Annotated in this window: 17 protein-coding genes; 7 read left to right on the top strand and 10 right to left on the bottom strand. The window is 67.3% G+C overall.

All coding sequences use genetic code 11. From position 1 onward, the window contains the following. Positions 1-43: 43 nt before the first annotated feature. Positions 44-1,315 carry a serine/threonine protein phosphatase gene (locus tag HNP52_RS08100; protein WP_184165278.1) on the bottom strand — a complete coding sequence of 424 codons (1,272 nt, stop codon included), beginning with the start codon at positions 1,313-1,315 and terminating at the stop codon, positions 44-46. A 153-nt stretch (positions 1,316-1,468) separates the two neighbouring features. Here HNP52_RS08100 and HNP52_RS08105 point away from each other — a divergent pair, with 153 nt between their 5' ends. After that, positions 1,469-1,933, top strand: coding sequence for a hemerythrin domain-containing protein (locus HNP52_RS08105; RefSeq protein ID WP_184165281.1), 465 nt, complete (start codon positions 1,469-1,471; stop codon positions 1,931-1,933). On the opposite strand, the gene HNP52_RS08110 is transcribed toward HNP52_RS08105, so the two are convergent. Both HNP52_RS08110 and hemN read right to left on the bottom strand, forming a co-directional pair. Further along, a complete protein-coding gene (locus HNP52_RS08110) occupies positions 1,920-2,666 on the bottom strand; it encodes a Crp/Fnr family transcriptional regulator (protein WP_184165284.1) in 747 nt (248 codons plus the stop codon). The genes HNP52_RS08105 and HNP52_RS08110 overlap by 14 nt on opposite strands. A gap of 25 nt (positions 2,667-2,691) precedes the next feature. Continuing rightward, on the bottom strand, positions 2,692-4,014 hold the full coding sequence (hemN, locus tag HNP52_RS08115) for an oxygen-independent coproporphyrinogen III oxidase (RefSeq protein ID WP_184165287.1): 1,323 nt from the start codon (positions 4,012-4,014) through the stop codon (positions 2,692-2,694). A 125-nt stretch (positions 4,015-4,139) separates the two neighbouring features. Between hemN and HNP52_RS08120 the strand changes: the two genes are divergently transcribed. Next, positions 4,140-4,817: an OmpW family protein gene (locus tag HNP52_RS08120; protein ID WP_184165289.1), complete on the top strand. Its 678-nt coding sequence runs from the start codon at positions 4,140-4,142 to the stop codon at positions 4,815-4,817. A 400-nt stretch (positions 4,818-5,217) separates the two neighbouring features. On the opposite strand, the gene HNP52_RS08125 is transcribed toward HNP52_RS08120, so the two are convergent. After that, positions 5,218-6,798: an ATP-binding cassette domain-containing protein gene (locus HNP52_RS08125; protein ID WP_184165292.1), complete on the bottom strand. Its 1,581-nt coding sequence runs from the start codon at positions 6,796-6,798 to the stop codon at positions 5,218-5,220. Then, positions 6,795-8,318, bottom strand: coding sequence for an ABC transporter ATP-binding protein/permease (locus HNP52_RS08130; protein WP_184165295.1), 1,524 nt, complete (start codon positions 8,316-8,318; stop codon positions 6,795-6,797). Before HNP52_RS08130 ends, HNP52_RS08125 begins: the two co-directional genes overlap by 4 nt. A gap of 136 nt (positions 8,319-8,454) precedes the next feature. Between HNP52_RS08130 and HNP52_RS08135 the strand changes: the two genes are divergently transcribed. From HNP52_RS08135 to cydX, 3 genes are read left to right on the top strand one after another with little or no spacing between them, the layout of a single operon-like run. Then, positions 8,455-10,029, top strand: a complete 1,575-nt coding sequence (locus tag HNP52_RS08135) for a cytochrome ubiquinol oxidase subunit I (protein WP_184165297.1) — start codon at positions 8,455-8,457, stop codon at positions 10,027-10,029. A 27-nt stretch (positions 10,030-10,056) separates the two neighbouring features. Then, positions 10,057-11,202 carry a cytochrome d ubiquinol oxidase subunit II gene (gene cydB / locus HNP52_RS08140; protein ID WP_184165300.1) on the top strand — a complete coding sequence of 382 codons (1,146 nt, stop codon included), beginning with the start codon at positions 10,057-10,059 and terminating at the stop codon, positions 11,200-11,202. A 12-nt stretch (positions 11,203-11,214) separates the two neighbouring features. Then, a complete protein-coding gene (gene cydX, locus HNP52_RS08145; protein WP_184165302.1) occupies positions 11,215-11,322 on the top strand; it encodes a cytochrome bd-I oxidase subunit CydX in 108 nt (35 codons plus the stop codon). Between the two features lie 24 nt (positions 11,323-11,346). Here the strand turns inward: cydX and HNP52_RS08150 are convergent, their stop codons facing one another. Beyond that, entirely contained in the window at positions 11,347-11,994 is a 648-nt protein-coding gene (locus HNP52_RS08150; protein WP_260396016.1) for a response regulator transcription factor, read from the bottom strand. Then, the gene (locus tag HNP52_RS08155) at positions 11,987-15,007 is read right to left on the bottom strand and encodes a sensor histidine kinase (RefSeq protein WP_184165305.1); all 3,021 of its coding nucleotides are present in this window, start codon (positions 15,005-15,007) and stop codon (positions 11,987-11,989) included. Before HNP52_RS08155 ends, HNP52_RS08150 begins: the two co-directional genes overlap by 8 nt. A 285-nt stretch (positions 15,008-15,292) precedes the next feature. Between HNP52_RS08155 and HNP52_RS08160 the strand changes: the two genes are divergently transcribed. Both HNP52_RS08160 and HNP52_RS08165 read left to right on the top strand, forming a co-directional pair. Further along, positions 15,293-16,123: an alpha/beta fold hydrolase gene (locus HNP52_RS08160; RefSeq protein ID WP_184168240.1), complete on the top strand. Its 831-nt coding sequence runs from the start codon at positions 15,293-15,295 to the stop codon at positions 16,121-16,123. A gap of 33 nt (positions 16,124-16,156) precedes the next feature. Then, complete coding sequence (locus HNP52_RS08165; protein WP_184165308.1) at positions 16,157-16,936, top strand: alpha/beta hydrolase; 780 nt, start codon at positions 16,157-16,159, stop codon at positions 16,934-16,936. 220 nt (positions 16,937-17,156) lie between these two features. On the opposite strand, the gene paoC is transcribed toward HNP52_RS08165, so the two are convergent. The 3 genes from paoC to paoA are packed head-to-tail and all read right to left on the bottom strand — an operon-like array spanning position 17,157 to position 20,947. Further along, a complete protein-coding gene (gene paoC, locus HNP52_RS08170; protein WP_184165311.1) occupies positions 17,157-19,349 on the bottom strand; it encodes an aldehyde oxidoreductase molybdenum-binding subunit PaoC in 2,193 nt (730 codons plus the stop codon). Positions 19,350-19,352: 3 nt separating this feature from the next. Then, a complete protein-coding gene (locus HNP52_RS08175) occupies positions 19,353-20,303 on the bottom strand; it encodes a xanthine dehydrogenase family protein subunit M (RefSeq protein ID WP_184165314.1) in 951 nt (316 codons plus the stop codon). Continuing rightward, positions 20,300-20,947, bottom strand: coding sequence for an aldehyde dehydrogenase iron-sulfur subunit PaoA (gene paoA / locus HNP52_RS08180; RefSeq protein WP_184165316.1), 648 nt, complete (start codon positions 20,945-20,947; stop codon positions 20,300-20,302). The genes HNP52_RS08175 and paoA overlap by 4 nt, the downstream gene beginning before the upstream one ends. Positions 20,948-20,988 lie beyond the last annotated feature (41 nt).

The raw sequence follows: 20,988 nt of genomic DNA on the forward strand, positions 1-20,988 counted from the left end.
TCCCGTCGCGCTCTTTCTTGTCGTTCCGAATGGGGAAGGGGCGTTACTTCCGCCCGAACCGCGCCTGGTAGTCGGGCAGTTCAAAGCTGAAATCGTCGCGCTTCAGATATTCGGCGTCGCTGAGCTTCGCCATGCCCTCATGCGCCTTGTACCAGGCGGCATAGTCGGGCAGCTCGGTGCTGAACTTCTTGTAGAAGGTCGACCAGGTACGCACCCGCACGCTCGGCTTCGACCCGTCGAGCCGGAAGGTCAGCAAACGCATCCAGCCGTCGCCCAGGGTGGCGTTGGCGTTCTTCCAGCCCAGCTCCTTCGCAACCTGCCAGCGCCCCTGATAATCGGCGAGCATCTGATGCACCTCGTGTCCGGCCAGGTTGCGGTCGACGCTATAGCCCTGGCCGCCGATATGGCCGCTCAGCACCAGGAAGATCTGGTCGTTCTCGCTGATCAGCTTGTCCCACACCATCTGCGGGTTGTTGTCGCGGTGATCGAGGATGCTCTGGTCGAGCGCCGGCGTATCGGCATGCGATCCGTCGCGATCGAGATATTTGTGGGTGCTGACGATCGTCGGCACGCCGGGGAAGCGGTGCAGCACGCGCTTCGCCCAGGCCAGCGAGGCATCGGGCGCATCGAACTGCAGGCCGATATGCAGGAAACGGCACTTGCCGACGGTGAAGAGCTGCGCACTGTCCGCGCCGCCGTCATGCGCATCGACATACCAGGGCTGGCCCTTGAAGAACTCGGACTGATCCGAAAAGGCCGAGCGGAATCCGTCCAGCCCACCCAGGTGACGCAGTCCGATCCTCAGCGAATCCTTGCGCTCGGGCTGCGGCGGATAGGCGGGATCGGTCCACAGCGCGTCATAGTCGTGGTTGCCGGGCACCACCGAGAAGGGGAGCTTGCCCTTGAGGATCTCGAAGCCCCTGATCGCCGCCGGAATCTCGAATGCGCGTGTTTCCTTGCGCGGCCCCTCGGCGACTTCCGAGCTTCCCGAATTGGGCATGGCCTTGAAGCCGCGCGCCTCATGTTCCGGGTCGGTCCATTCCGAATAATGCTGCCAGACATCGCCGACCTGGGTGGCGAAGACGATGTCGCCGCCGGCGCTGCGCGCATTCGCGGCGATCCAGCGCATCTGCTCATAGAACAGCTCGACCCCATCGAGCGGATAGCCCGCCGCCTTCTGGTGGGTGTAGTCGGTATAGTTCTGCGTGTCGGGGATCATCGCGATCGTGAACTGGCCGCACTTGGGCTGGGCCATCGCCGTCGTGGAAGCGAGCAGGGCAAGGGCGGTGCCGGCGGCAAATCGGAAGCGCTTCATCTGGACCTCACTGGGGCTGGGCAGGGGCTCGCTATCACCACCCGCGGCGCCAGGCGAGCGCTGGTTGCGATGCGCGTCCGGAGCCTTTTGACGCCCGTCAAGTTGCGATCGCCGGCGACGGGCTAGATCGGGCCAGATGCGAAAGATCACATCATGACGGTTCCTCCTTCGCCCTTCGATGTGCCGATGAACATTTCGACGTTCGAGATACTGGAAGACGATCACGTCGTGCAGCGCAGCCTGTGCCACGAGCTGGAGATCGTCGCCGATCGCCTGCCAAGCCTGCCGGCGGCGGACGAGATATTGCGGCTGTGCAAGTCGATCCAGCGGGTGACCGCCACGCACTTCAACCGCGCCGAGCGGCTGTTCGCGGATCTGCCGCTCGCGCACCGTCCCGGGCCCGCCTTCCTCTCGGCGCTGCACGAAATGCACCAGTTCGATCGGATGCACGGCGAGGATCTGGCCAGCGAGCTGTGGCACAGTATCGAGCCGGAAGGCGAGCGTGACGTCGGCAAGCTCTCCTACATGCTACGCTGCTTCTTCGATGGCTGCCGCCGGGCGATCGCGCTCAAGGAGAGCGGGATCGAGATCGCCCGGCGCGGGCTCATGCCGGGTTGAGGATCGCCCGCAGCCGTTCCTCGCCCAGCACGGTGCAACCGCGATCGCCCTTGGCGAAGGCTAGGATGCCCGACGCCTTGAGCTGCGAGAGCTGGCGGCTGACCGTCTCGATCGTAAGCCCCAGATAATCGGCCATCTCGCCGCGGCTGATCGGGATCGCGATCCGCACCCCACCATTGCCGGCCGGCTGCCCCGTGCGCTCGACCAGGTCGAGCAGGAAGCCGGCGATCCGCTCCTTCGCGTTGCGGCGGCCGAGCGCCAGCATCCGGCTGCGCGCGTCGCCCAGGGCTGCCAGCGTCCGGCGGAGCAGCATGCGCTCCATGCGCGGATGATCCTCGAGTGTCCGCTCGAACGCCGCGCGCGGATAGGTGCAGAGGTCGGTGTCGCACAGGGTGGAGACGGTCAGCGTCGCGTCCTCCTCGAACAGCTCGCCGACGAAATCGCCCGGGAACAGCAGCCCGACGATCTGCTCGCGCCCGTCCTCGGTCGAGGCTGTCACCTTGAGCATCCCCTCGACTACCGTCGCGCAGTGGTTGTTCTGGTCGCCCGCCCAGTTGAACACCTGGCCCGCAGGCAGGCTGCGCCGGCGGCCGATCGCGTGCAGCGCCGAAATCTCGCCATCGCCCATCGCCGCGCACAGCGAATTGCCGCGCGCCTTGCACGCCTGGCAGCGGGCAGGCGCGCAACCGGGAACGGTGGGCGTGCGATCGAGAAGCAGGGCGTCGGTGAGCATGATGAGACGCTTTCGGCTGGAGGGGTCAGACGGCGCTGCTGAAGCGCGTGGTGCTGGCGGCGCGCCAGGGATCGAAGGTCGCGGCGATGCTGCGGGCATAGGGCAGTGCGCCCCGGTCTAGCAGGAGGCGCGTGCCGGCCCAGGCGATCAGCCCGTATTCCTCGAACGGCGCCAGCCGCTCGCGGATATCGGCCAGGTCCGGCAGACCGGTGCACTCCGCTTCATTACGGCAAAGCAAGGCCTCGATGATCGCGCCGCGCCGCCGGTCGCTGGCGCCGCGGCGGATTCCGCGCGCGGTGGCAAGCTGGCCGTTGCCGATGCGCAGGTGGTAACGGCCGGCATTCTTCTCGTTCTGCAGCAGCGCGCCGGGGAAGGCGCTGATCGAGGAGGCGCCCAGGCCGATCAGCACATCGGACGGGTCCTCGGTAAAGCCCTGGAAGTTGCGGCGCAGCGCCTTGCTGCGCGCCGCGCGGGCAATGGCATCGTGTGGCATCGCGAAGTGATCGAAGCCGATCGCGTCATAGCCGGCGCCGCGCAGCAAGCGATGTGCCTGCTGCGCCATCGCGAACCGGATTGCTGCGCCCGGCAGGCGGGTCGCATCGATCCGGCGCTGGCGCGGCAGCAGGTGCGGCACATGCGCATAGCCGAACACCGCGAACCGCTCCGGCCGCATCGACAGCGCGATGCGCAGCGTCTCGTCGAGATCCTCGGCAAACTGGCCGGGCAGGCCATACATCAGGTCGAAATTGATCGATTCCACCCGGGCGGCGCGCAGGCGGCCGACCGTGCAGGCGATCTCCTCGGTCGGCTGGATGCGGCCGATCGCGCGCTGGATGTGCGGGGCGAAGGTCTGCACACCCAGGCTGGCGCGCGTCACCTTGTTGCGGCCGAAGCAATCGGCCCAGCCCCAGTCGAAGCCGCGCGGATCAAGCTCGACCGATACGGTTGCCTCGCTGCAGGCAAAGGCGGCGCGGACCCGGTGCATCAGTGCATCGAACTGCGACGGCGCCAGCGCATTGGGGCTGCCTCCGCCCCAGGCGATCCGGGCGACTTTGCCGCGCCCGTCGAGCCGTCGGGCGATCAGGTCGATCTCCTCACCCAGGCGCTGGACATAGGCGGCGACCCGGCTGGTGCGGTTGGCGGCGCCGGTGTTGCAGCCGCAATACCAGCAGATCTCATGGCAATAGGGGACGTGAAGATAGAGCGAGATCGGCTCGTCCTCGCGCACCCGTGCCAGCGCGTGCTCCATGTCGGCCGGGCCGACATCGTCGCCGAACTCCGCCGCGGTGGGGAAGCTGGTGTAGCGGGGCACCGGCGTGGCGAGCAGCTCAGGGTGATAGGTCCACATGCCATCCTGTCTGCGGGCAGGGGCTCCGGGCGGCTTTGACACCAGTCAAATCCCCGTTTGCGTTGCTGCAATGCGGCGGGGTTTGGCGGCGTCCATTGGCGATGGGGTCAACAGTGGAGGTAACAATGAAGACCCTGATCGCTCTGGCCGCAGCCGGCCTGATGGTCGCCGTCCCCGCCAGCGCCCAGACGAGCGACGAGACCGGTATACGCGCCGGCGACGTGCTGGTTCGCCTGCGTACGATCGTGGTGGCCCCGAACGAGAAGTCGAACGGTATCAAGCCGGCTTTCCCCGCCGAGAAGGTGAGCCTGGACAATGCCGTGATGCCGGAAATCGATGCGACCTACATGGTCACCGACAATATCGGCTTCGAGCTGATCGCCTCGACCACCAAGCACAATTTCGGGGGTACCAGCGGCACCACCGGTTCGATCGGCAAGCTCGGCTCGACCTGGGTGCTGCCGCCTACCTTGACCGCGCAATATCACTTCAATTCGCGCGGCAAGGTCCGCCCCTATGTCGGTGCCGGGGTGAACTACACGATCTTCTGGGACGAGAAGGCATCGAGTGGCCTGCAGGGTGCGGTGGGCAAGACCAAAGTGCGCATGTCGGACAGCTTCGGCTGGGCAGCGCAGGCCGGCATCGACGTCGACCTGACCAGGAAGGTCTTCCTGAACCTCGATGTGAAGTACATCGACATCACCACGAATGCCCGGCTCGATACCACCGCGATCGGTACGCAGCGCACCCATGTGAAGGTCAACCCGCTGGTGTTCGGCGTGGGCCTTGGGGTGCGCCTCTGATCCCGCATAGCCGCTGATGGGGGAAGGGGCCGGCAGCGATGCCGGCCCTTTTTACGCGGCCTTGCAATGTAGGATTTTGCCTGCTTGCCTCGGGCGGTCGGACCCGGTTCCGGCCGCTCTTTCAGGCTGTTGGTGAAATAGGATCACGCCCGCGCAAGATTGTTGCGAGACGCGATGCGTATCCGAGGACATAGGGAAAATAGCTGCCCGCAAAACCCGCTCTTGGTGTGTACTTTGTGTACTTTCGCGAGTCGGCTTGGTGGGGCTGTAGGATTGAGCCGCGCCGAAACCCACACTGATCCCCGGCGAAAGCCGGGGCCCAGGGTTCCTCTTCCAGATCGCCTATGACCCTGGACCCCGGCTTTCGCCGGGGAACCGGAAGTGAGGAGCCGAGCCGAGCCTAGACCGGCCGTGGCGCCAGCCGCTCGATCGCCACGCTGCTCCCCACAAGCGAGAGCGGCGCGGCCCGGTGTGAGACAAGCACCAGCCCGGTCCCGGTCTCGCGCAGCCACTGGTCGAGCTGCACGACCAGTTTGCGTTCGGTGGCCGCATCCAGCCCCTCGGTCGGCTCGTCGAGCAGCAGCCAGGGCCGCCCGGCAAGCAGCGCCCGCGCCAGCGACAGCCGCTTGCGCTCGCCGCCGGACAAGGTGCCACCGGCCTCGCCCAGCCTGGTGTCGAGCCCGGCCGGCATCGCGCCGATGCGCTCGTCGAGCACGACGGTCTTGAGCGCGGCCCACATCGCGGCATTGTCCAGGCCCGGGCGGGCAAGGCGGAGATTGTCGCCGATCGTCCCGGCGATCAGCGCGGCATCCTGCGGCGACAGCGCGAACTGGCTGCGCAGCAGCGTGCCCGGTTGGGCGATGGGCGGTTGCTCGCCGATCGCGGCATCGACCTCAACGGCGCGCATCCCGGCCAGTGCTTCGAGCAGCAGCGTCTTGCCCGATCCCGAGCGCCCGGTCACGGCAACCCGGCTGCCGGGCTCGAGCCGCAGCGCGCCGAGCCGAAGCGGCAGCGGCTTGCCACCCGCCTGGGTGGCCGCAGGTTCGGGCAGGGCCAGCAATGCCTCAAGCCGGCGCAGGCCCTCGCTGACACTGGCCTGGCGGAAGGCAGTGCGGGCCAGCCCGGCCATCGCCTCGATCGCCCCGGCGGTGGCGAGCAGTGCCAGCGCGACCTGCGGGGCGGGGCCGCTGGAGAACAGCAGCACGATCGCCACGGCCAGCCCGGTATAGCCGGCGAGCAGTGCCGCGATCGCTCCTTCGCCCCGGTGCAGCCGCGCCCGGGCGGTGTCGAGCGCCTGGGTGAGCGGCGCCAGGTCCTGCGTCACCCGGTCGGCCAGCCCATAGGCGGCGATTTCGGCGCGGGCGGCGGCATATTCGACATAGCGGGTGCGCAGCGCGCCCAGCGCCTCGGCTGCGTCATGGGCAGGCTGCTTCGTCAGTCGACGGGCGGCACGATCGAGCAGCAGGGGCAGGGCGATGAGAAGAAGGAGTAGCGCAACCGCCGATGCCCAGCCGGCGAACGCGGCGAGCAGCACCCCGATGCCCGCCGCGACCAGGCTGGCGGGTCGGGCGGGCTTGCGGACGATCAGGTCTTCAAGCGCGTCGATATCGCCGATCAGCCGGGCGCTGGCGTCGCCGCCGGAAAGATCGGAGCCGGTCCGGGCGTCCTGTGCTGCGAGCTTGCCGAACAGGCTGCCGCGCATCCCGGCCATCGCGCCCAGCGCCGCCTGGTGCGAGAACAGCCGTTCGCCGTAGCGCGACACGGTACGCAGGATCGCCAGCAACCGGATGCCGGCGCTGGGAATCAGATAGTTGAAGCCGAGCGCGACGACCGGCCCGGCTGCTCCCGCCAGCGCCGCGCTGGTCAGGAACCAGCCCGACACGGCCAGCAGCAATATGCCGGCCAGCGCGGCAGCGACCGCGGCGATGCTCGCGCGTCGGAGCCAGCGGCACCCTGCCGGGTCGAGGGTGAAGACGTTCACAGCGCCACCTCCAGGCGTGCCGCGGCGGCGAGGGCTGGATCATGGGTCACGACCAGAACCGCGCGGTCGCGGGCAAGCGCTTTGAGCAGATCGACGATCTCGGCACCGCTTTCGGCGTCGAGATCGGCAGTGGGCTCGTCGCAGAGCAGCAGCGGACGACCCGAAAGGATAGCCCGCGCCAGTCCAATCCGCCGCCGCTCGCCGCCCGACAGGCCGGAGCCGCGATGGTCGAGCGCCAGCGCCAGCCCGCCGCGCGCTGCGAGCAGCGCGTCCAGCCCAACCTGCGACGCTACCCGGGCGATCTCGTCAGTGCCCGCATCCGGGCGGGCAAGGGCGATGTTCTCGGCAAGGGTGCCGGGTAGCAGCAGCGGAGTCTGGGCTGCCCAGGCGATGTCGCCGGGATCGAGCACGCCACCGCCGGCGGTGCGCACCGCGCCGGCAGACGGGATGATCTGCCCGGCAATCGAGGCGAGCAGGCTCGATTTGCCGCTGCCGGTCGGTCCGGTCAGCGCAACCATATCGGCCGGTGCCAGCGCGAAGCTGACCGGGCCGATATGCAGGTTCGGCCATTGGATCACGAGACCGGTCACCTGCAGCCCGTCGAAGCGCGCCGAGGTGGGCGGCTCAGGCGTCTCGGCCTCGACTGCGGTCAAAGCAGCGCTCGCTGCGTCGCCCAGCTGCTTCTCGTGATAGGCTGCGGCCAAGCGGCGCATCGGCAGGTAGAATTCCGGCGCCATCGCCAGCGCGAAGAAGGCCTGGCCAAGTGTCAGCTTTTCGGGCGCGGGGAAGGGGAGCAGCCCCAACAGGCTGAACCCGCAATAGACCGCGACCAGCGCGACTGAGAGTGCCGCGAAGAACTCCAGGACCGCGCCGGAAAGGAAAGCGACTCGCAGCACCGCCACGGTGCGCTCGGCGACTTCGCGGGTGGCGATGCCGACCTGGCGGGTGATCCGGTCCTCGGCGCCGAAATGGCGGATGACGGGCAGGGTGCGGACGCGGTCGACGAACAGGCCGGAAAGCTGGGCGAGCGCGGCCAGCTGGCGCTCAGAGGCTCGACGCGCCGCGGTACCGGCCAGGATCATGCCGAGTGCGAAGGGGATCAGTGTGATGACCAGGATCGCCGCCGACACCCAGCTCGCGAAGGCGACTATTGCGGCAACCAGCAGCGGCGTTGCGGCAGAGGCGGCACGCGCGGGCCTGAAGCGTGACTGATAGGCTTCGATCGTCGCCATATGGTCGATGGCCAGGGCCGCACTCTCACCGGCCAGGAGCGGGCGAGCGAGGCGGCCGGCGAGCAGGAGTGGGAACAGATGGGCACGCCATGCCCTAACCACGCGCTGGGCGGTGCGGATCGCGCTGGCATGGACCAGCAACGCTGCCCCGCCGCGGATCAGCCCGCCTGCCAGGATCATGCAGGCAGCGAGCAGGGAGATGCCGTCACCCCCGGCCAGGGCGCTCACCGCCAGCGCGATGCCCCCTGCGAAAAGCGCGGCACCGGGTACATCCAGGAGCCAGATCATATCATCCTTTAGCCCGAGTTGCGTTCGCCACGTATTTGTTCATGGTCAAAGTCGCCTTCGGGGACCGCTTCTAGGGACAATGAGGACGCGACCAAACCCGTTGGGCGCAGACTCTTGCGTAGGGGGATTTCCTGCGATGATCAGCATGGCAGTCGTGGAGCTATCGAGGCTCCAATTCGCGCTGACTGCGCTTTACCACTTCCTGTTCGTGCCGTTGACGCTCGGCCTCTCGTTCATGCTCGTCATCATGGAGAGCGTGTACGTGATGACCAACCGCCCGATCTGGCGGGATATCACCCGTTTTTGGGCAAAGCTGTTCGGCATCAACTTCGTCCTCGGCGTGGCCACCGGCCTCACCATGGAGTTCCAGTTCGGCACCAACTGGTCCTATTACTCGCACTATGTGGGCGACATCTTCGGCGCCCCGCTCGCGATCGAGGGCCTGATGGCCTTCTTCCTGGAAGCGACGTTCGTCGGGCTGATGTTCTTCGGCTGGGATCGCATGTCGAAACAGGCGCACCTGTTCACCACTTTCATGGTGGCGCTGGGCTCCAACCTGTCGGCGCTGTGGATCCTCGTCGCCAATGGCTGGATGCAGCATCCCACGGGTTCGGTGTTCAACCCCGAGACGATGCGCATGGAAGTCACCGACTTCGCGGCGGTGATCTTCAATCCGGTCGCCCAGGCGAAGTTCGTCCACACCGTCAGCGCCGGCTATGTGATGGCCAGCGTGTTCGTGCTCGGCGTCTCGGCCTTCTACCTGCTCAAGGGCAAGCATCTGGAGCTGGCGAAGCGCAGCTTCACCGTGGCGGCTGCCTTCGGCCTTGCCTCGTCGCTGTCGGTTGTCGTGCTGGGTGACGAGAGCGGTTATGCGCTGACCGAGAACCAGCAGATGAAGCTCGCCGCGATCGAGGGCATGTGGCACACCGAGCCTGCTCCTGCCGGCCTCGCGATCTTCGGCATCCCTTCGAACAGCGGCCGCGAGACCAAGTACGAGGTGAAGATCCCCTATGTGCTGGGCCTGATCTCCACGCGCAGCCTGACCGGTGAGGTCAACGGCATCTTCCCGCTGGTCGCCAAGGCGAAGGTGCGCATCGTCAACGGCCTGACCGCTTATGATGCGGTGGAGAAGCTCAAGGTCGACCGCAACGATCTGGTCGCGCGCGAGGCATTCGAGAAGACCAAGAACGACCTCGGCTATGCGCTGCTGCTCAAGCGGTTCGTGGCCGATCCGCGCACCGCGGATGCGGCGACGATCGACAAGGCGGCGTGGAGCACCGTGCCGAACGTCCCGGCGATCTTCTGGATGTTCCGGATCATGGCCGGGATCGGCTTCGGCATGATCGCCTTCTTTGCGGTGGCCTTCTACTATTCGACCGTCCGCAAGTTCGACGCCCGCTGGTTCCTGCGGCTGGCGCTGATCGTGATGCCGCTGCCGTGGATCGCCGCGGAAGTGGGCTGGGCCGTGGCCGAGGTCGGCCGCCAGCCCTGGGCGGTGGAAGGCGTGCTGCCGACCTTCCTGGCACCGTCGAGCCCGACCGTGCCCGAGCTGTGGCTGACGATCATCGGCTTCACCGCGCTTTATGGCACGCTGGCGGTGATCGAGGTGCGGCTGATGCTCGCATCGATCAGGAAGGGGCCGGAGGAATATCGCCCGGCCACCGCGCCTGCACCTGCGGGCCCCGATTTTCACGCCGTTCCGGCCGAATGAGCCGAACCAGGGTTTTGGAGACAGACCATGTCCATCCCTCTCGATTTTGAAACGCTACGCATCATCTGGTGGCTGCTGCTCGGTGTGCTGCTGATCGGCTTCGCACTGACTGACGGCTTCGACCTCGGGACGGGCGCACTGCTCCCGTTCGTGGGGAAGACCGATGAGGAACGCCGAATGGTGATCAACACCATCGGTGCCACCTGGGAAGGCAACCAGGTGTGGTTCATCCTCGGCGGCGGCGCCATCTTCGCTGCCTGGCCCTTCGTTTATGCCGTGAGCTTCTCCGGCTTCTACCTGGCGATGTTCCTGGTGCTATCGGCGCTGATATTGCGGCCGGTGGGGTTCAAGTACCGCTCGAAGCACCCGGACCTGAAATGGCGTTATCGCTGGGACTGGGCGTTGTTCGTCGGCGGCTTCGTGCCGGCGCTCGTCTTCGGTGTCGCGGTGGGCAATGTGCTCAAGGGCATTCCCTTCCGCTTCGATGGCGACCTGCGCGCCTTCTACGAAGGATCGCTGCTTGGCCTCTTCACTCCGTTCACGCTGGTCACCGGCCTGCTTTCGGTGGCGATGCTGGTGCTCCACGGCGCGGGCTGGCTGAGCCTCAAGTCCGAAGGCGTGGTGCGCGAGCGTGCCCGCCGCTTCGGACAGGTGGCGGCGGTGCTGGCGATCCTGTTGTTCGCGGTCGGCGGCCTGTTCGTCGCCTATGGCGGTATCGGCTACCGGCTGGATGGCTTGGTCGACGCCGGCGGTCCGTCCAATCCGCGCTTCTCGACCACGGTTGCGGAAGGCGGTGCCTGGCTGGCCAATTACGGCGCGTATCCCTGGATGCTGATCGCCCCCTTGCTCGGCTTTGTCGGCCCGGTGCTGGCGCTGCTCGGCATCCGCGGCCGCAATGACGTGCTGGTGTTCGCGGGCTCGTCGCTCGCCAATGTCGGGATCATCTCCACTGTCGGCCTGTCGATGTTCCCGTACATCCTGCCGAGCTCGATCGATCCGCTGTCGAGCCTGACGGTGTGGAATGCTTCGTCGAGCCACGGCACGCTGTTCACCATGCTGATCGTCACCGCGATCTTCCTGCCGATCGTCCTCGCCTACACGGCCTGGGCCTATCGCATCATGTTCGGCCGCGTGACCGAGCAGGATGTGCGCACCAACCCCGACTTCTACTGAGGAGCAGTTCCCATGTGGTATTTTGCCTGGATCCTGGGTGTCGGCCTCGCCGTCGGCTTCGGCATCCTCAACGGCCTGTGGCACGAGTTCCGCTCGGAAACCGAGGACGGGGTGATCTAGACCCGGATAGTGTGCGGCGTGGCTTCAGATCTCGATGAAGCCGCGCCGTGCCGCGATGATCACGGCGTGGGTGCGATCAGCTACGTCGAGCTTGGCGAAGATGTTCTTGAGATGCGCCTTCACCGTGTCGGTGGAGAGCGACAGGCGCCAGGCGATCTGCTTGTTGGGATGGCCCTCCGCGACCAGGCGGAGGATGTCCGTCTCGCGTTCGCTCAACCGGTCGTCGAACGCGTGAAGGGCGATTTCCTGGGCGACATCGGCGGCGATCGCGCGGCGCCCCTCATGCACGGCACGGATCGTGTCGAGCAGGTCCTTGCGGATGCAGCTCTTCAGCAGATAGCCGGTCGCCCCAGCGCGTAGCGCCCGCAGCGCGTGGGTGTCGCCGGGATAGGTGGTGAGCACCACGAACTGGGCGGCGGGGAATTCGCGGCGGATCGCCTCGATCGTTTCCACGCCGTCCATGCCGGGCATCTGGATGTCCATCAGCGTCACGTCGGGCTGGATCTCGCGATACCGCTCCACCGCCTCGGCACCGCCCTGGGCTTCCGCGACGATCTCCATGTCCGCCTGGCGCTCGACCACTGCGACGATGCCTTCGCGCAGCATCGGGTGATCATCGACCACCATTACCCGGACGGTCTTCGCGCGCGTCGCCAATGCTGCCTCAACCAATTCGGCCTCCCGTGACCAGTGCGCGCCACTTGCGACGCCGCATATTCGAATAAGCGATCGCCGCAGGGACGATCAGGATGATTTCGGTACCGCCAGCGGGCGGCCTTTGCACCACAAGGCGCGACTGAATCTTGGCTGCACGCTCGCGCATGCCCGGCAGGCCGAAGTGTCCGTCGCGCTTGCCGTCGCGCAATACGTCGTCGGTAATCCCCACGCCATCGTCGCGGAAGCGGACACTGAAGCAATCGGGCTGGAAACCGATGCGGATCGCAATCTGGCGCGCATGGGCGTGGCGCCAGATGTTGAAGAGCGCCTCGTTGGCGATCCGTGCCACTTCATCCCACACCAGCGGGTCGAGCGGCCGGGGCTCGCCCTCGCTCACCACCGAGATCTGGGTGGAGGGCGAGAAGACCTGCTTGCGGGCGATCTCCAGGATCATGTGCTCGATATCATCGGCGCCGCCGATCAGGCGCAGGTCGCGCACCCGGTCGCGCCCCTCGGCAAGGACATTGTCGGCGCGGTCGAGCGCTTCCTCGAGCTCGCGGCGTGCCGGGTTCTCCGGCGAGATATCGTCAGCGACGAGCTGGAAGCGGAGGACCAGCGCCTGCACGCCCTGCAGCAGCGTGTCGTGCAATTCGCGCGCGATCCGCTCGCGCTCGCCAAGTCGCTCGCGCATGCGATCGCGCATCTGCGCGGCCAGGGCACGGACCTTCACCTGGTAGAACAGCCAGAACAGGCCGATCGCCCCCAGGATACAGAGAAGTGTGAACCACCTGCTCTGGAAGAAGGTCGGCGGTAGCGTGAACTCCAATGTGGTCGGAGTGGGGTTCCAGATCCCGTCATTGTTCGAGGCGATCACCCGGAAGCGATAGGAACCCGGCTCGAGATTGGTGTAGAATGCCTGGCGGCGCGTACCGGGATCGACCCAGGTGCGATCCACGCCCTCCAGCATATAGCGGAAACGGACCCGGCTCGGCACCGAGAAGCTGAGCCCGGTATATTCGATCGACAGGTTGGATTCACCGCGGGGCAGGGTGATCCGTGACGGATCGACGAAGCGCTTGCCGTCCACGACCAGCGCGCGGATCGCCACCGGCGGCACGACGGCGTTGCGGGAAAGCCTGCCCGGGTCGATCCGCATCACGCTCTGCCGGGTCAGGAACCACAACCGCCCATCGCCGCCCGCCGCGATCTGCGGGCCGTCCGCGCGCTGGGTGCGGCTGGCAAAGCCGTCCTGCTCGTCGAACAGGTCGTGGGGAATCGGCGCGCGGGGATGCGAGAAGGCGCGATCGAGATCGACGGTGTGAATCCTCAGCAGGCCGATATTGTTGACCATCCAGGTCTCGCCCGACGCCGTCTGGACCAGGCCACGCACGCCGCGCAGCCAGGGGTGGTCGGCGATCGACAGCCGGTCGAACCGGCCGTTTCGCCACAGGGCCAGGCCTTCACCGCCTGCCACCAGCATGCCGTCGCGCCCTGCATAGACGCCGGTGAGCCCGGAGACGCCGATCTGGTCGTTGGTCCAACCGCGCGCCGTGGTGCCGACGACGCGAACGATGCCCTTGCGATCCAGGATGATCACCGGGTTGCCGTCCCGGTCGATGACGATGTCCTGCGGCCGGCCAGGCAAGGGGAGGTTGGCCTGGTGCCAGCCATTGCCGCGGCGGACGAGCGCGCCGTGCTGGAACCGCGCTACCCAAAGCCGGCCCAGCCCATCTTCCGCGCAGCCATAGGTCTCTCCGGCGCCGGGGAGGTCGATCGTCTCGGCTACCTGGCCGCCGCGCATCCGGACCATGCGCCGCGCGGTGCTGAGCCAGACCGAGCCGTTGCCGCCGCGGCACAGCGCCTGGATGTCGCCCGGTTGGGTGGAGAAGAGGCTGGGGTCCTGGCCGGGCAGGGCGCGATAGAGCGACGGGCCGCTCGCCAGCCAGATCGTGCCGGCATCATCGGCAGTGACCATATAGCCCTCCGCCGCCCCGTCGGCCGGCGGTTCGACGCGGAACAGGTTGGCGGGGCGGAACTGGTCGAGCCCCAGCTCGGTGCCCACCCAGATATTGCCCTCACGGTCCTGCAGCAGCGACACGGCCTGATTGGAGGTCAGCCCGTTCTCGGTGCGGTAGAGCGAGATGTTGCCCTCGGCGCTTGCCTTGTCCGCGGCCCGCTCGATCTGGAAGATGCCGCTGGTGAAGCTCGAACCCCAGAGATTGCCGTCCCGGTCGAACAGGATCGCGGTGCGCCGGACCGGCCCTGAAAAGGGAAAGACCACGGGGTTCTTCGGCTCGCGGGCGCCGGCCGGATAATCGGGCAGCATGCGGGTGCCATGGGCGTCGGACAGCCACATATTGCCCTCGGGATCGAGCGCGAGATTGGCACCGAAGCCGAGCTCCACGCCCACCGCCTCGAACCGCCGGTTGCCATGGCGCAGCAGGTAAAGTTGCTTGTCGGTGGCGACCCAGATCGATCCGTCGCGGCCGGTCGCTAGGCTTGAGACGTAGTCCTTGTCGGGCAGGCCCCAGCGCTGGTCGATCGTCTCCCAGGCACCGTTCCGGTAGCGCTTGAGCGCCTTGCGGGTACGCCCGCCCACGGCCCAGATCGCACCGTCCTTGTCCTCGCGAAGCTCGGTGATCTCGCCGGCGGCATCGTGCATGCCGGTGCCGACCATGCGCCCGCCGCGATAGATCTCGACCCCGCCACCACCGACATAGGCGGCCCAGAGCTCGCCACGTCGGGTGACGAGCAGCGCGCTGATCGGGATCGCGCCGCGGGGATGGTCGGGGGCGGGGGGGACATATTCGAAGGTCACCCCGTCGAACCGGAACAGACCGTTGCCGGTGCCCACCCAGATATAGCCGTCCGGTCCCTGGGCGAGTGCCTGGACCATGGCGGGCACGCCGTCCTTGCTGGTCCAGGTGGCGTGGAGATAGCGGCCGATGCCCCGGCCGGGCGCGTCGGCCGTCGCCGTGCCTCCGAAGCACAGCGCGATGAACCCGGCGATGAGCAAGGCTAGTCGCAAGACGATCCCCTTCTCACGCGACGCTTCCGAAAGCGCGCACGGTAGCACGAAACCATGGCCGGGCGGGAGTAGCCCGAAAGAGTTTGGCGAGGCACCGGGTCGGGATTTCTTCCGCTGCCCTCCCGTGGAAGTCCGGACGGGCAGGTTCGGCAGGAGGAAAGCATGGGCGAGCGTCTCGAAACCACGCGCCGCGAGTTCGTGGCAGGCGCTGCCGCGATCGCCGCGGTGACCGCACTACCTATTCCCGCCCTGGCCGGGGCGGCATCCCACGCAGGAGAAAAGACCATGGCGACGATCAAGACCGCCGACGGCACGGAGATCTTCTACAAGGACTGGGGTCCCAAGACCGCCACGCCGATCGTGTTCCACCACGGCTGGCCGCTGTCGGCGGACGACTGGGACAGCCAGATGATGTACTTCCTGATGCAGGGCTACCGCGTCATCGCGCATGACCGCCGGGGCCATGGCCGCTCGACCCAGACCGATACCGGCAACGAGATGGACACCTATGCCGCCGATGTCGCGGCGCTGACCGACCATCTCGACCTGAAGGGCGCGATCCATGTCGGCCATTCGACCGGCGGCGGCGAAGTGGCGCACTATGTCGCCCGCGCCAAGCCGGGCCGCGTCTCCAAGATGGTCCTGATCGGCGCGGTGCCGCCGGTGATGGTGAAGAGCGAGAAGAACCCCGGCGGCCTGCCGATCGAGGTTTTCGACGGCATCCGCGCCGGCGTGCTCGCCAACCGCGCCCAGCTCTACATCGATTTCCCGACCGGCCCGTTCTACGGCTTCAACCGGCCGGGCGCTAAGATCAGCCAGGGCATCATCGACAACTGGTATCGCCAGGGCATGATGGGCGGGATCAAAGCCCATTACGACTGCATCAAGGCGTTCAGCGAGACCGACTTCACCGAGGACCTCAAGAAGATCACCGTGCCCTCGCTGGTGATGCACGGCGATGACGACCAGGTCGTGCCCTATGCGGACTCGGGCCCGCTTTCGGCCAAGCTGCTCAAGAATGCCACGCTCAAGACCTACAAGGGCTTCCCGCACGGCATGGCGACCACCCATGCCGATGTGATCAACCCGGACCTGCTCGCCTTCATCAAGGGCTGACCGGCCAGGCCGGTTCCCAGTTCGGAGTATCGGATGGCCCCCACGGTCATGCTCATCCACGGTGCCTGGCTTACGCCAAGCTCGTGGGACCGCTTCCGCCAGCGCTTCGAGGCGGCGGGCGTGAGCGTGGTGGCGCCGCCCTGGCCCTATCTCGATCGCCCGGTGGACGAGCTCCGCCGGGCGCCCGATCCGCGGCTGGGCAAGCTTGGTCTGCGGCAGATCACCGATCACTATGCCACGCTGATCGAAGCGATGCCGCATCCGCCGATCCTGATGGGGCACAGCTTTGGCGGGCTGATCGTCCAGCTGCTCGCCGATCGCGGGCTGGGCGCCGCCGCCGTGGCGATCGACCCAACGCCGCCCTTTGGCGTGCCGGCCCATCCGCTCGCGGTATGGACCTCCCTCTGCGTGTTCACGGCGTTCAACGGCTGGAACCGGGCGTTGCGGATGAGCGAGCGCGAATTCGCCAGCGGCTTCGCCCAGACGCTGCCGGCGGCCGAGAAGCCCTATGCCTGGGAGAAGTTCATCGTGCCTACGCCGGGGCGCGTGTTCTTCCAGGCGGTGCTGGGCATCGGCGCCCGGGTGCGCTGGGACAATCCCGACCGGCCGCCGCTGATGCTGATCGCCGGCGCGAAGGACCGCACCGTGCCCGCGCCGATGGTGCGAGCCAATTACCGCAAGCATTTGCGCTCGCCGGTCGACACCGTGTTCCACGAATTCCCCGGTCGCTCGCACTGGCTGTGCAACGAGGATGGCTGGGAGGAAGTCGCCGACCGGGCGCTTTCCTGGGCGCGGACGGCGGCGGGGCGCTGATCCTACAGCCGGGGCGGGGCCGACGCGCCAAAGTACACGAAGTAGAGGCCAAGAGCTGTTTTTCGCCTTCGAATTTTGACCTTTTCAACGGAAACGCGTCGCATCTCGCAACATTGTTGCGAGCGCGTGATCCTATTTCACCAACAGCCTCAAGGAGCGGCCGGGCTGCGCGCCCGACCGCCAGAGGCAATCATGCGAAATCCTACATTGCAAGCCGGGTTCAGGCGAACTCGGGCATGCCCTCGAGCAGCTTGTCGAGCGTGACCGGATAGTCGCGCACGCGCACGCCGGTGGCGTTGTGGATCGCATTGGCGACCGCCGCGCCGACGCCGCAGATGCCGAGTTCGCCCACGCCCTTGGCCTTCATCGGCGAGGTGGTGGGATCGGTCTCCTCGAGGAAGATCACTTCCTGGTGCGGGATGTCGGCATGGACCGGGACTTCGTACCCGGCGAGGTCGTGGTTGACGAAGAAGCCGAAGCGCTTGTCGACCACCAGCTCCTCCATCAGCGCGGCACCCGCGCCCATGGTCATCGCGCCGATCACCTGGCTGCGCGCCGAGACCGGATTGAGGATGCGGCCCGCCGCGCACACCGCGAGCATGCGGCGGATGCGGATCTCGGCGGTGGCGATATCGACGCCGACCTCGACGAAATGCGCGCCGAAGGTGGATTGCTGGAACTTGCGACCCAGATCGCCATATTCCATCACATCCTCGGCGACGATCTCGCCGGCCTTGGCGGCATCGGCGAGCGGCACGCTGCGCTTGCCGGCGCGGACCTTGCCCCCGGCGAACACCGCATCGTCCGAGTTGAAACCGAGCTTCTGTGCCACGGCCTCGCGCAGCTTCACGCAGGCGGCGTAAACGCCGGCGGTGGCGCTGTTCGCGCCCCATTGCCCGCCCGAGCCGGCCGAGACCGGGAAGCTGGAATCGCCGAGCTTCACCTTCACCTTGTCGAGCGGCACGCCCATCATCTCGGCCGCGGTCTGCGCGACGATCGTGTAGGTGCCGGTTCCGATATCAGTCATGTCGGTCTCGACCGTGACGATGCCGGAGCCGTCGAGGCGGACGCGTGCGGCCGACTTCATGTTGATGTTGTTGCGGAAGGCCGCGGCCATGCCGATGCCGACCAGCCAGCGCCCGTCACGGACCTGGCCCGGCTTCGGATTGCGCTTCGCCCAGCCGAACTTGTCGGCGCCGGTGCGCATGCACTCGATCAGCCGGCGCTGCGAGAAGGGGCGTTCGGGCTTTTCGGGATCGACCTGGGTATCGTTGATCACGCGCAGTTCGATCGGATCGATGCCGAGCTTCTCGGCGAGCTCGTCCATCGCGATCTCGAGCGCCATCATCCCGGGCGCCTCGCCCGGTGCGCGCATCGCGTTCGCCTCGGGCAGGTTGAGCACCGCGAGCTTCTGGCCGATCAGCCGGTTCGCGCCTGCATAGAGCAGGCGGGTCTGCGCGACCGAATTCTCGCCGCCGCCGCCGGGCAGGTCGCCGCACCATTCCTCATGCGCGATCGCGCTGATCTTGCCGTCGCGACCGGCGCCGATGCGGATCCGCTGGATCGTCGCCGGCCGGTGCGTGGTGTTGTTGAACATCAGCGGGCGGGGCAGGGCGACCTTGACCGGTCGGCCCGCCGCCTTCGCCCCCAGCGCGGCGAGGATCGCATCGGCGCGGACGAACAGCTTGCCGCCAAAGCCACCGCCGATGAAAGGCGAGATCAGCCGGACATTCTCCTTGGGAATGCCGAGCGTCTTGGCGACATCGCCCCTGCCCCAGGCGATCATCTGGTTGGCGGTCCAGATCTGCAGCTTGTCGCCGTCCCAGGCGGCGATCGAAGCGTGGGGCTCCATCATCGCATGGGCGTGATCCGGCGTGGTGTATCGCTGGTCGAACTGCACCGGCGCGGCGGCGAAGGCGCCGTCGAAATCGCCGACCTTGGCGTTGTTGCCGCCCGCCTTGACCGCGCTGTCCACCGAGGCGGCGAGATCATAGGCGCCCTTTTCGCGGGCATAGTCGACGCGGACCAAGGCCGCGGCGGCGCGGGCCTGCTCGAACGTCTCGGCGACTACCACCGCGACGGCCTGGTGGTAATGCTCGATTTCCGGCCCGCCGAGCAGCATCGCGGTGTTGAAGCTGCCCTTGGTCAGCTTGCCGGCATTGTCGGCGGTGATGATCGCCAGCACGCCGGGCGCGGCCTTGGCGTCGCGCAGGTCGATCGCGGAGATGCGCCCCTTGGCGATCGCCGAGCCGACGACATAGCCATAAGCGGGGTTCTTGACGGCTTCGTTATGCTCATAGGCATAGCGGGCGCCGCCACTGGTCTTGAGCGGGCCGTCGATGCGCGGCGTGGGCTTGCCGACGATCTTGCCCTGGTCGATCGGATTGGTGCCGGCGGGCGTGGTGAACTTCATGGCTCAGGCCCTCGCTTCGGCAATGGCGGCGGCGAGCGTGCGCTCGGCAAGCACCAGCTTGAACTTGTTCTGCTCGGTGGGCTTGGCACCGGCAAAGGCGAGGGCAGTTGCCGCCTTCGCGCCCTGTGCCAGGGCGGCTTCCGCGGCCTCGACCCGCCACGGTTTGTGCGCGACGCCGCCGAACGCGACGCGGCCGCTGCCGTCCTTCTGCAGGATCGCGCCGACCGAGACGAGTGCGAAGGCATAGGAGGCCCGGTCACGGACCTTGTGGTAGATATGCGTGCCGCCGATCGGCTTCGGCAACGTCACCGCAGTGATCAACTCGCCGGCTGCCAGCGTGTTCTCGACGTTCGGCGTGTCGCCGGGCAGGGTGTGGAACTCGGCGATCGGGATGGCCCGCGTCGCGCCGTCCGCGCGGACCGTTTCCACCACCGCGTCGAGCGCGCGCATCGCAATCGCCATGTCGCTGGGATGGGTGGCGATACAGGCATCGCTGGCGCCGATCACCGCCATGCTGCGGTTGATCCCGCCGATCGCCGCGCAGCCGCTGCCGGGCTTGCGCTTGTTGCAGGGCTGGTTGGTGTCGTAGAAATAGGGGCAGCGGGTGCGCTGGAGCAGGTTGCCCGCGGTCGTCGCCTTGTTGCGCAACTGGCCCGAGGCACCCGCGACGAGCGCGCGGGAGAGCAGGGCGTAATCCTTGCGGACGCGCTTGTCGGCGGCGAGATCGGTGTTGCGGACCAGCGCGCCGATCCTGAGGCCGCCTTCCGGCGTCGCCTCGATCCGGTCGAGCCCGAGATGGTTGACATCGACCAGGTGGGTCGGCGTCTCGATCTGCAGCTTCATCAGGTCGAGCAGGTTGGTGCCGCCCGCGATGAAGCGCGCGCCCTGGGTGCGGCCGACGATCGCGGCGGCCTCGGCGGGCGAGCCCGCGCGCTCATAGGTGAAAGCCTTCATGCCTTCCTCCGGGCAGCGACTTCGCTGATCGCCTCGACGATGTTCGAATAGGCACCGCAGCGGCAGATGTTGCCGCTCATCCGCTCACGGATTTCCTCGGCGCTCATCGCCGGCTTGCCCGCGACGTCGCCGGTGACGTGGCTGGGGATGCCGGCACGGATCTCGTCGAGTACCGCCACGGCCGAGCAGATCTGGCCGGGGGTGCAATAGCCGCACTGATAGCCGTCATGCTTCACGAAGGCGGCCTGCATCGGGTGGAGCTTCTCGGCCGTGCCCAGGCCTTCGATCGTGGTGACGCTGTCGCCCTCGTGCATCACCGCCAGGCTGAGGCAGGAGTTGATCCGCCGCCCGTCGACGATCACGGTGCAGGCGCCGCACTGGCCGTGGTCGCAGCCCTTCTTGGTGCCGGTGAACTGGAGATGCTCGCGCAGCGCGTCGAGCAGGGTGGTGCGGGTGTCGAGCTCGAGCGTGTGCGGCTTGCCGTTCACCTTGAGCGTGACCCTGGCCAGCACCGGCGCACCGGCGCCGGCGGATGCCGCCTCCTGCGCTTCGGCGATGGGTGGTGCGGCGGTCATCGCCACGGACGCCGCGCCGCCGACCAATATGCCGCGCCGCGACAGTTCGAATTCACCCGGTCCATGCATCTTGGCCCTTGCTCCCTGCGACTGGCGATCCCGACGCGACT

It is taken from the genome of Sphingomonas kyeonggiensis, from assembly GCF_014204495.1.
Lineage (GTDB): Bacteria > Pseudomonadota > Alphaproteobacteria > Sphingomonadales > Sphingomonadaceae > Sphingomonas > Sphingomonas kyeonggiensis_A.

Excerpts from the sequence above, each read along its gene's own strand:
- HNP52_RS08110 (WP_184165284.1), bottom strand. The coding sequence starts at position 2,666 with ATGCTCACCGACGCCCTGCTTCTCGATCGCACGCCCACCGTTCCCGGT.
- HNP52_RS08130 (WP_184165295.1), bottom strand. The coding sequence starts at position 8,318 with ATGATCTGGCTCCTGGATGTACCCGGTGCCGCGCTTTTCGCAGGGGGC.
- cydB (WP_184165300.1), top strand. The coding sequence starts at position 10,057 with ATGTCCATCCCTCTCGATTTTGAAACGCTACGCATCATCTGGTGGCTG.
- paoA (WP_184165316.1), bottom strand. The coding sequence starts at position 20,947 with ATGCATGGACCGGGTGAATTCGAACTGTCGCGGCGCGGCATATTGGTC.
- HNP52_RS08165 (WP_184165308.1), top strand. The coding sequence starts at position 16,157 with ATGGCCCCCACGGTCATGCTCATCCACGGTGCCTGGCTTACGCCAAGC.
- HNP52_RS08135 (WP_184165297.1), top strand. The coding sequence starts at position 8,455 with ATGATCAGCATGGCAGTCGTGGAGCTATCGAGGCTCCAATTCGCGCTG.
- HNP52_RS08120 (WP_184165289.1), top strand. The coding sequence starts at position 4,140 with ATGAAGACCCTGATCGCTCTGGCCGCAGCCGGCCTGATGGTCGCCGTC.
- HNP52_RS08160 (WP_184168240.1), top strand. The coding sequence starts at position 15,293 with ATGGCGACGATCAAGACCGCCGACGGCACGGAGATCTTCTACAAGGAC.
- cydX (WP_184165302.1), top strand. The coding sequence starts at position 11,215 with ATGTGGTATTTTGCCTGGATCCTGGGTGTCGGCCTCGCCGTCGGCTTC.
- HNP52_RS08100 (WP_184165278.1), bottom strand. The coding sequence starts at position 1,315 with ATGAAGCGCTTCCGATTTGCCGCCGGCACCGCCCTTGCCCTGCTCGCT.
- HNP52_RS08105 (WP_184165281.1), top strand. The coding sequence starts at position 1,469 with ATGACGGTTCCTCCTTCGCCCTTCGATGTGCCGATGAACATTTCGACG.
- hemN (WP_184165287.1), bottom strand. The coding sequence starts at position 4,014 with ATGTGGACCTATCACCCTGAGCTGCTCGCCACGCCGGTGCCCCGCTAC.
- HNP52_RS08175 (WP_184165314.1), bottom strand. The coding sequence starts at position 20,303 with ATGAAGGCTTTCACCTATGAGCGCGCGGGCTCGCCCGCCGAGGCCGCC.
- paoC (WP_184165311.1), bottom strand. The coding sequence starts at position 19,349 with ATGAAGTTCACCACGCCCGCCGGCACCAATCCGATCGACCAGGGCAAG.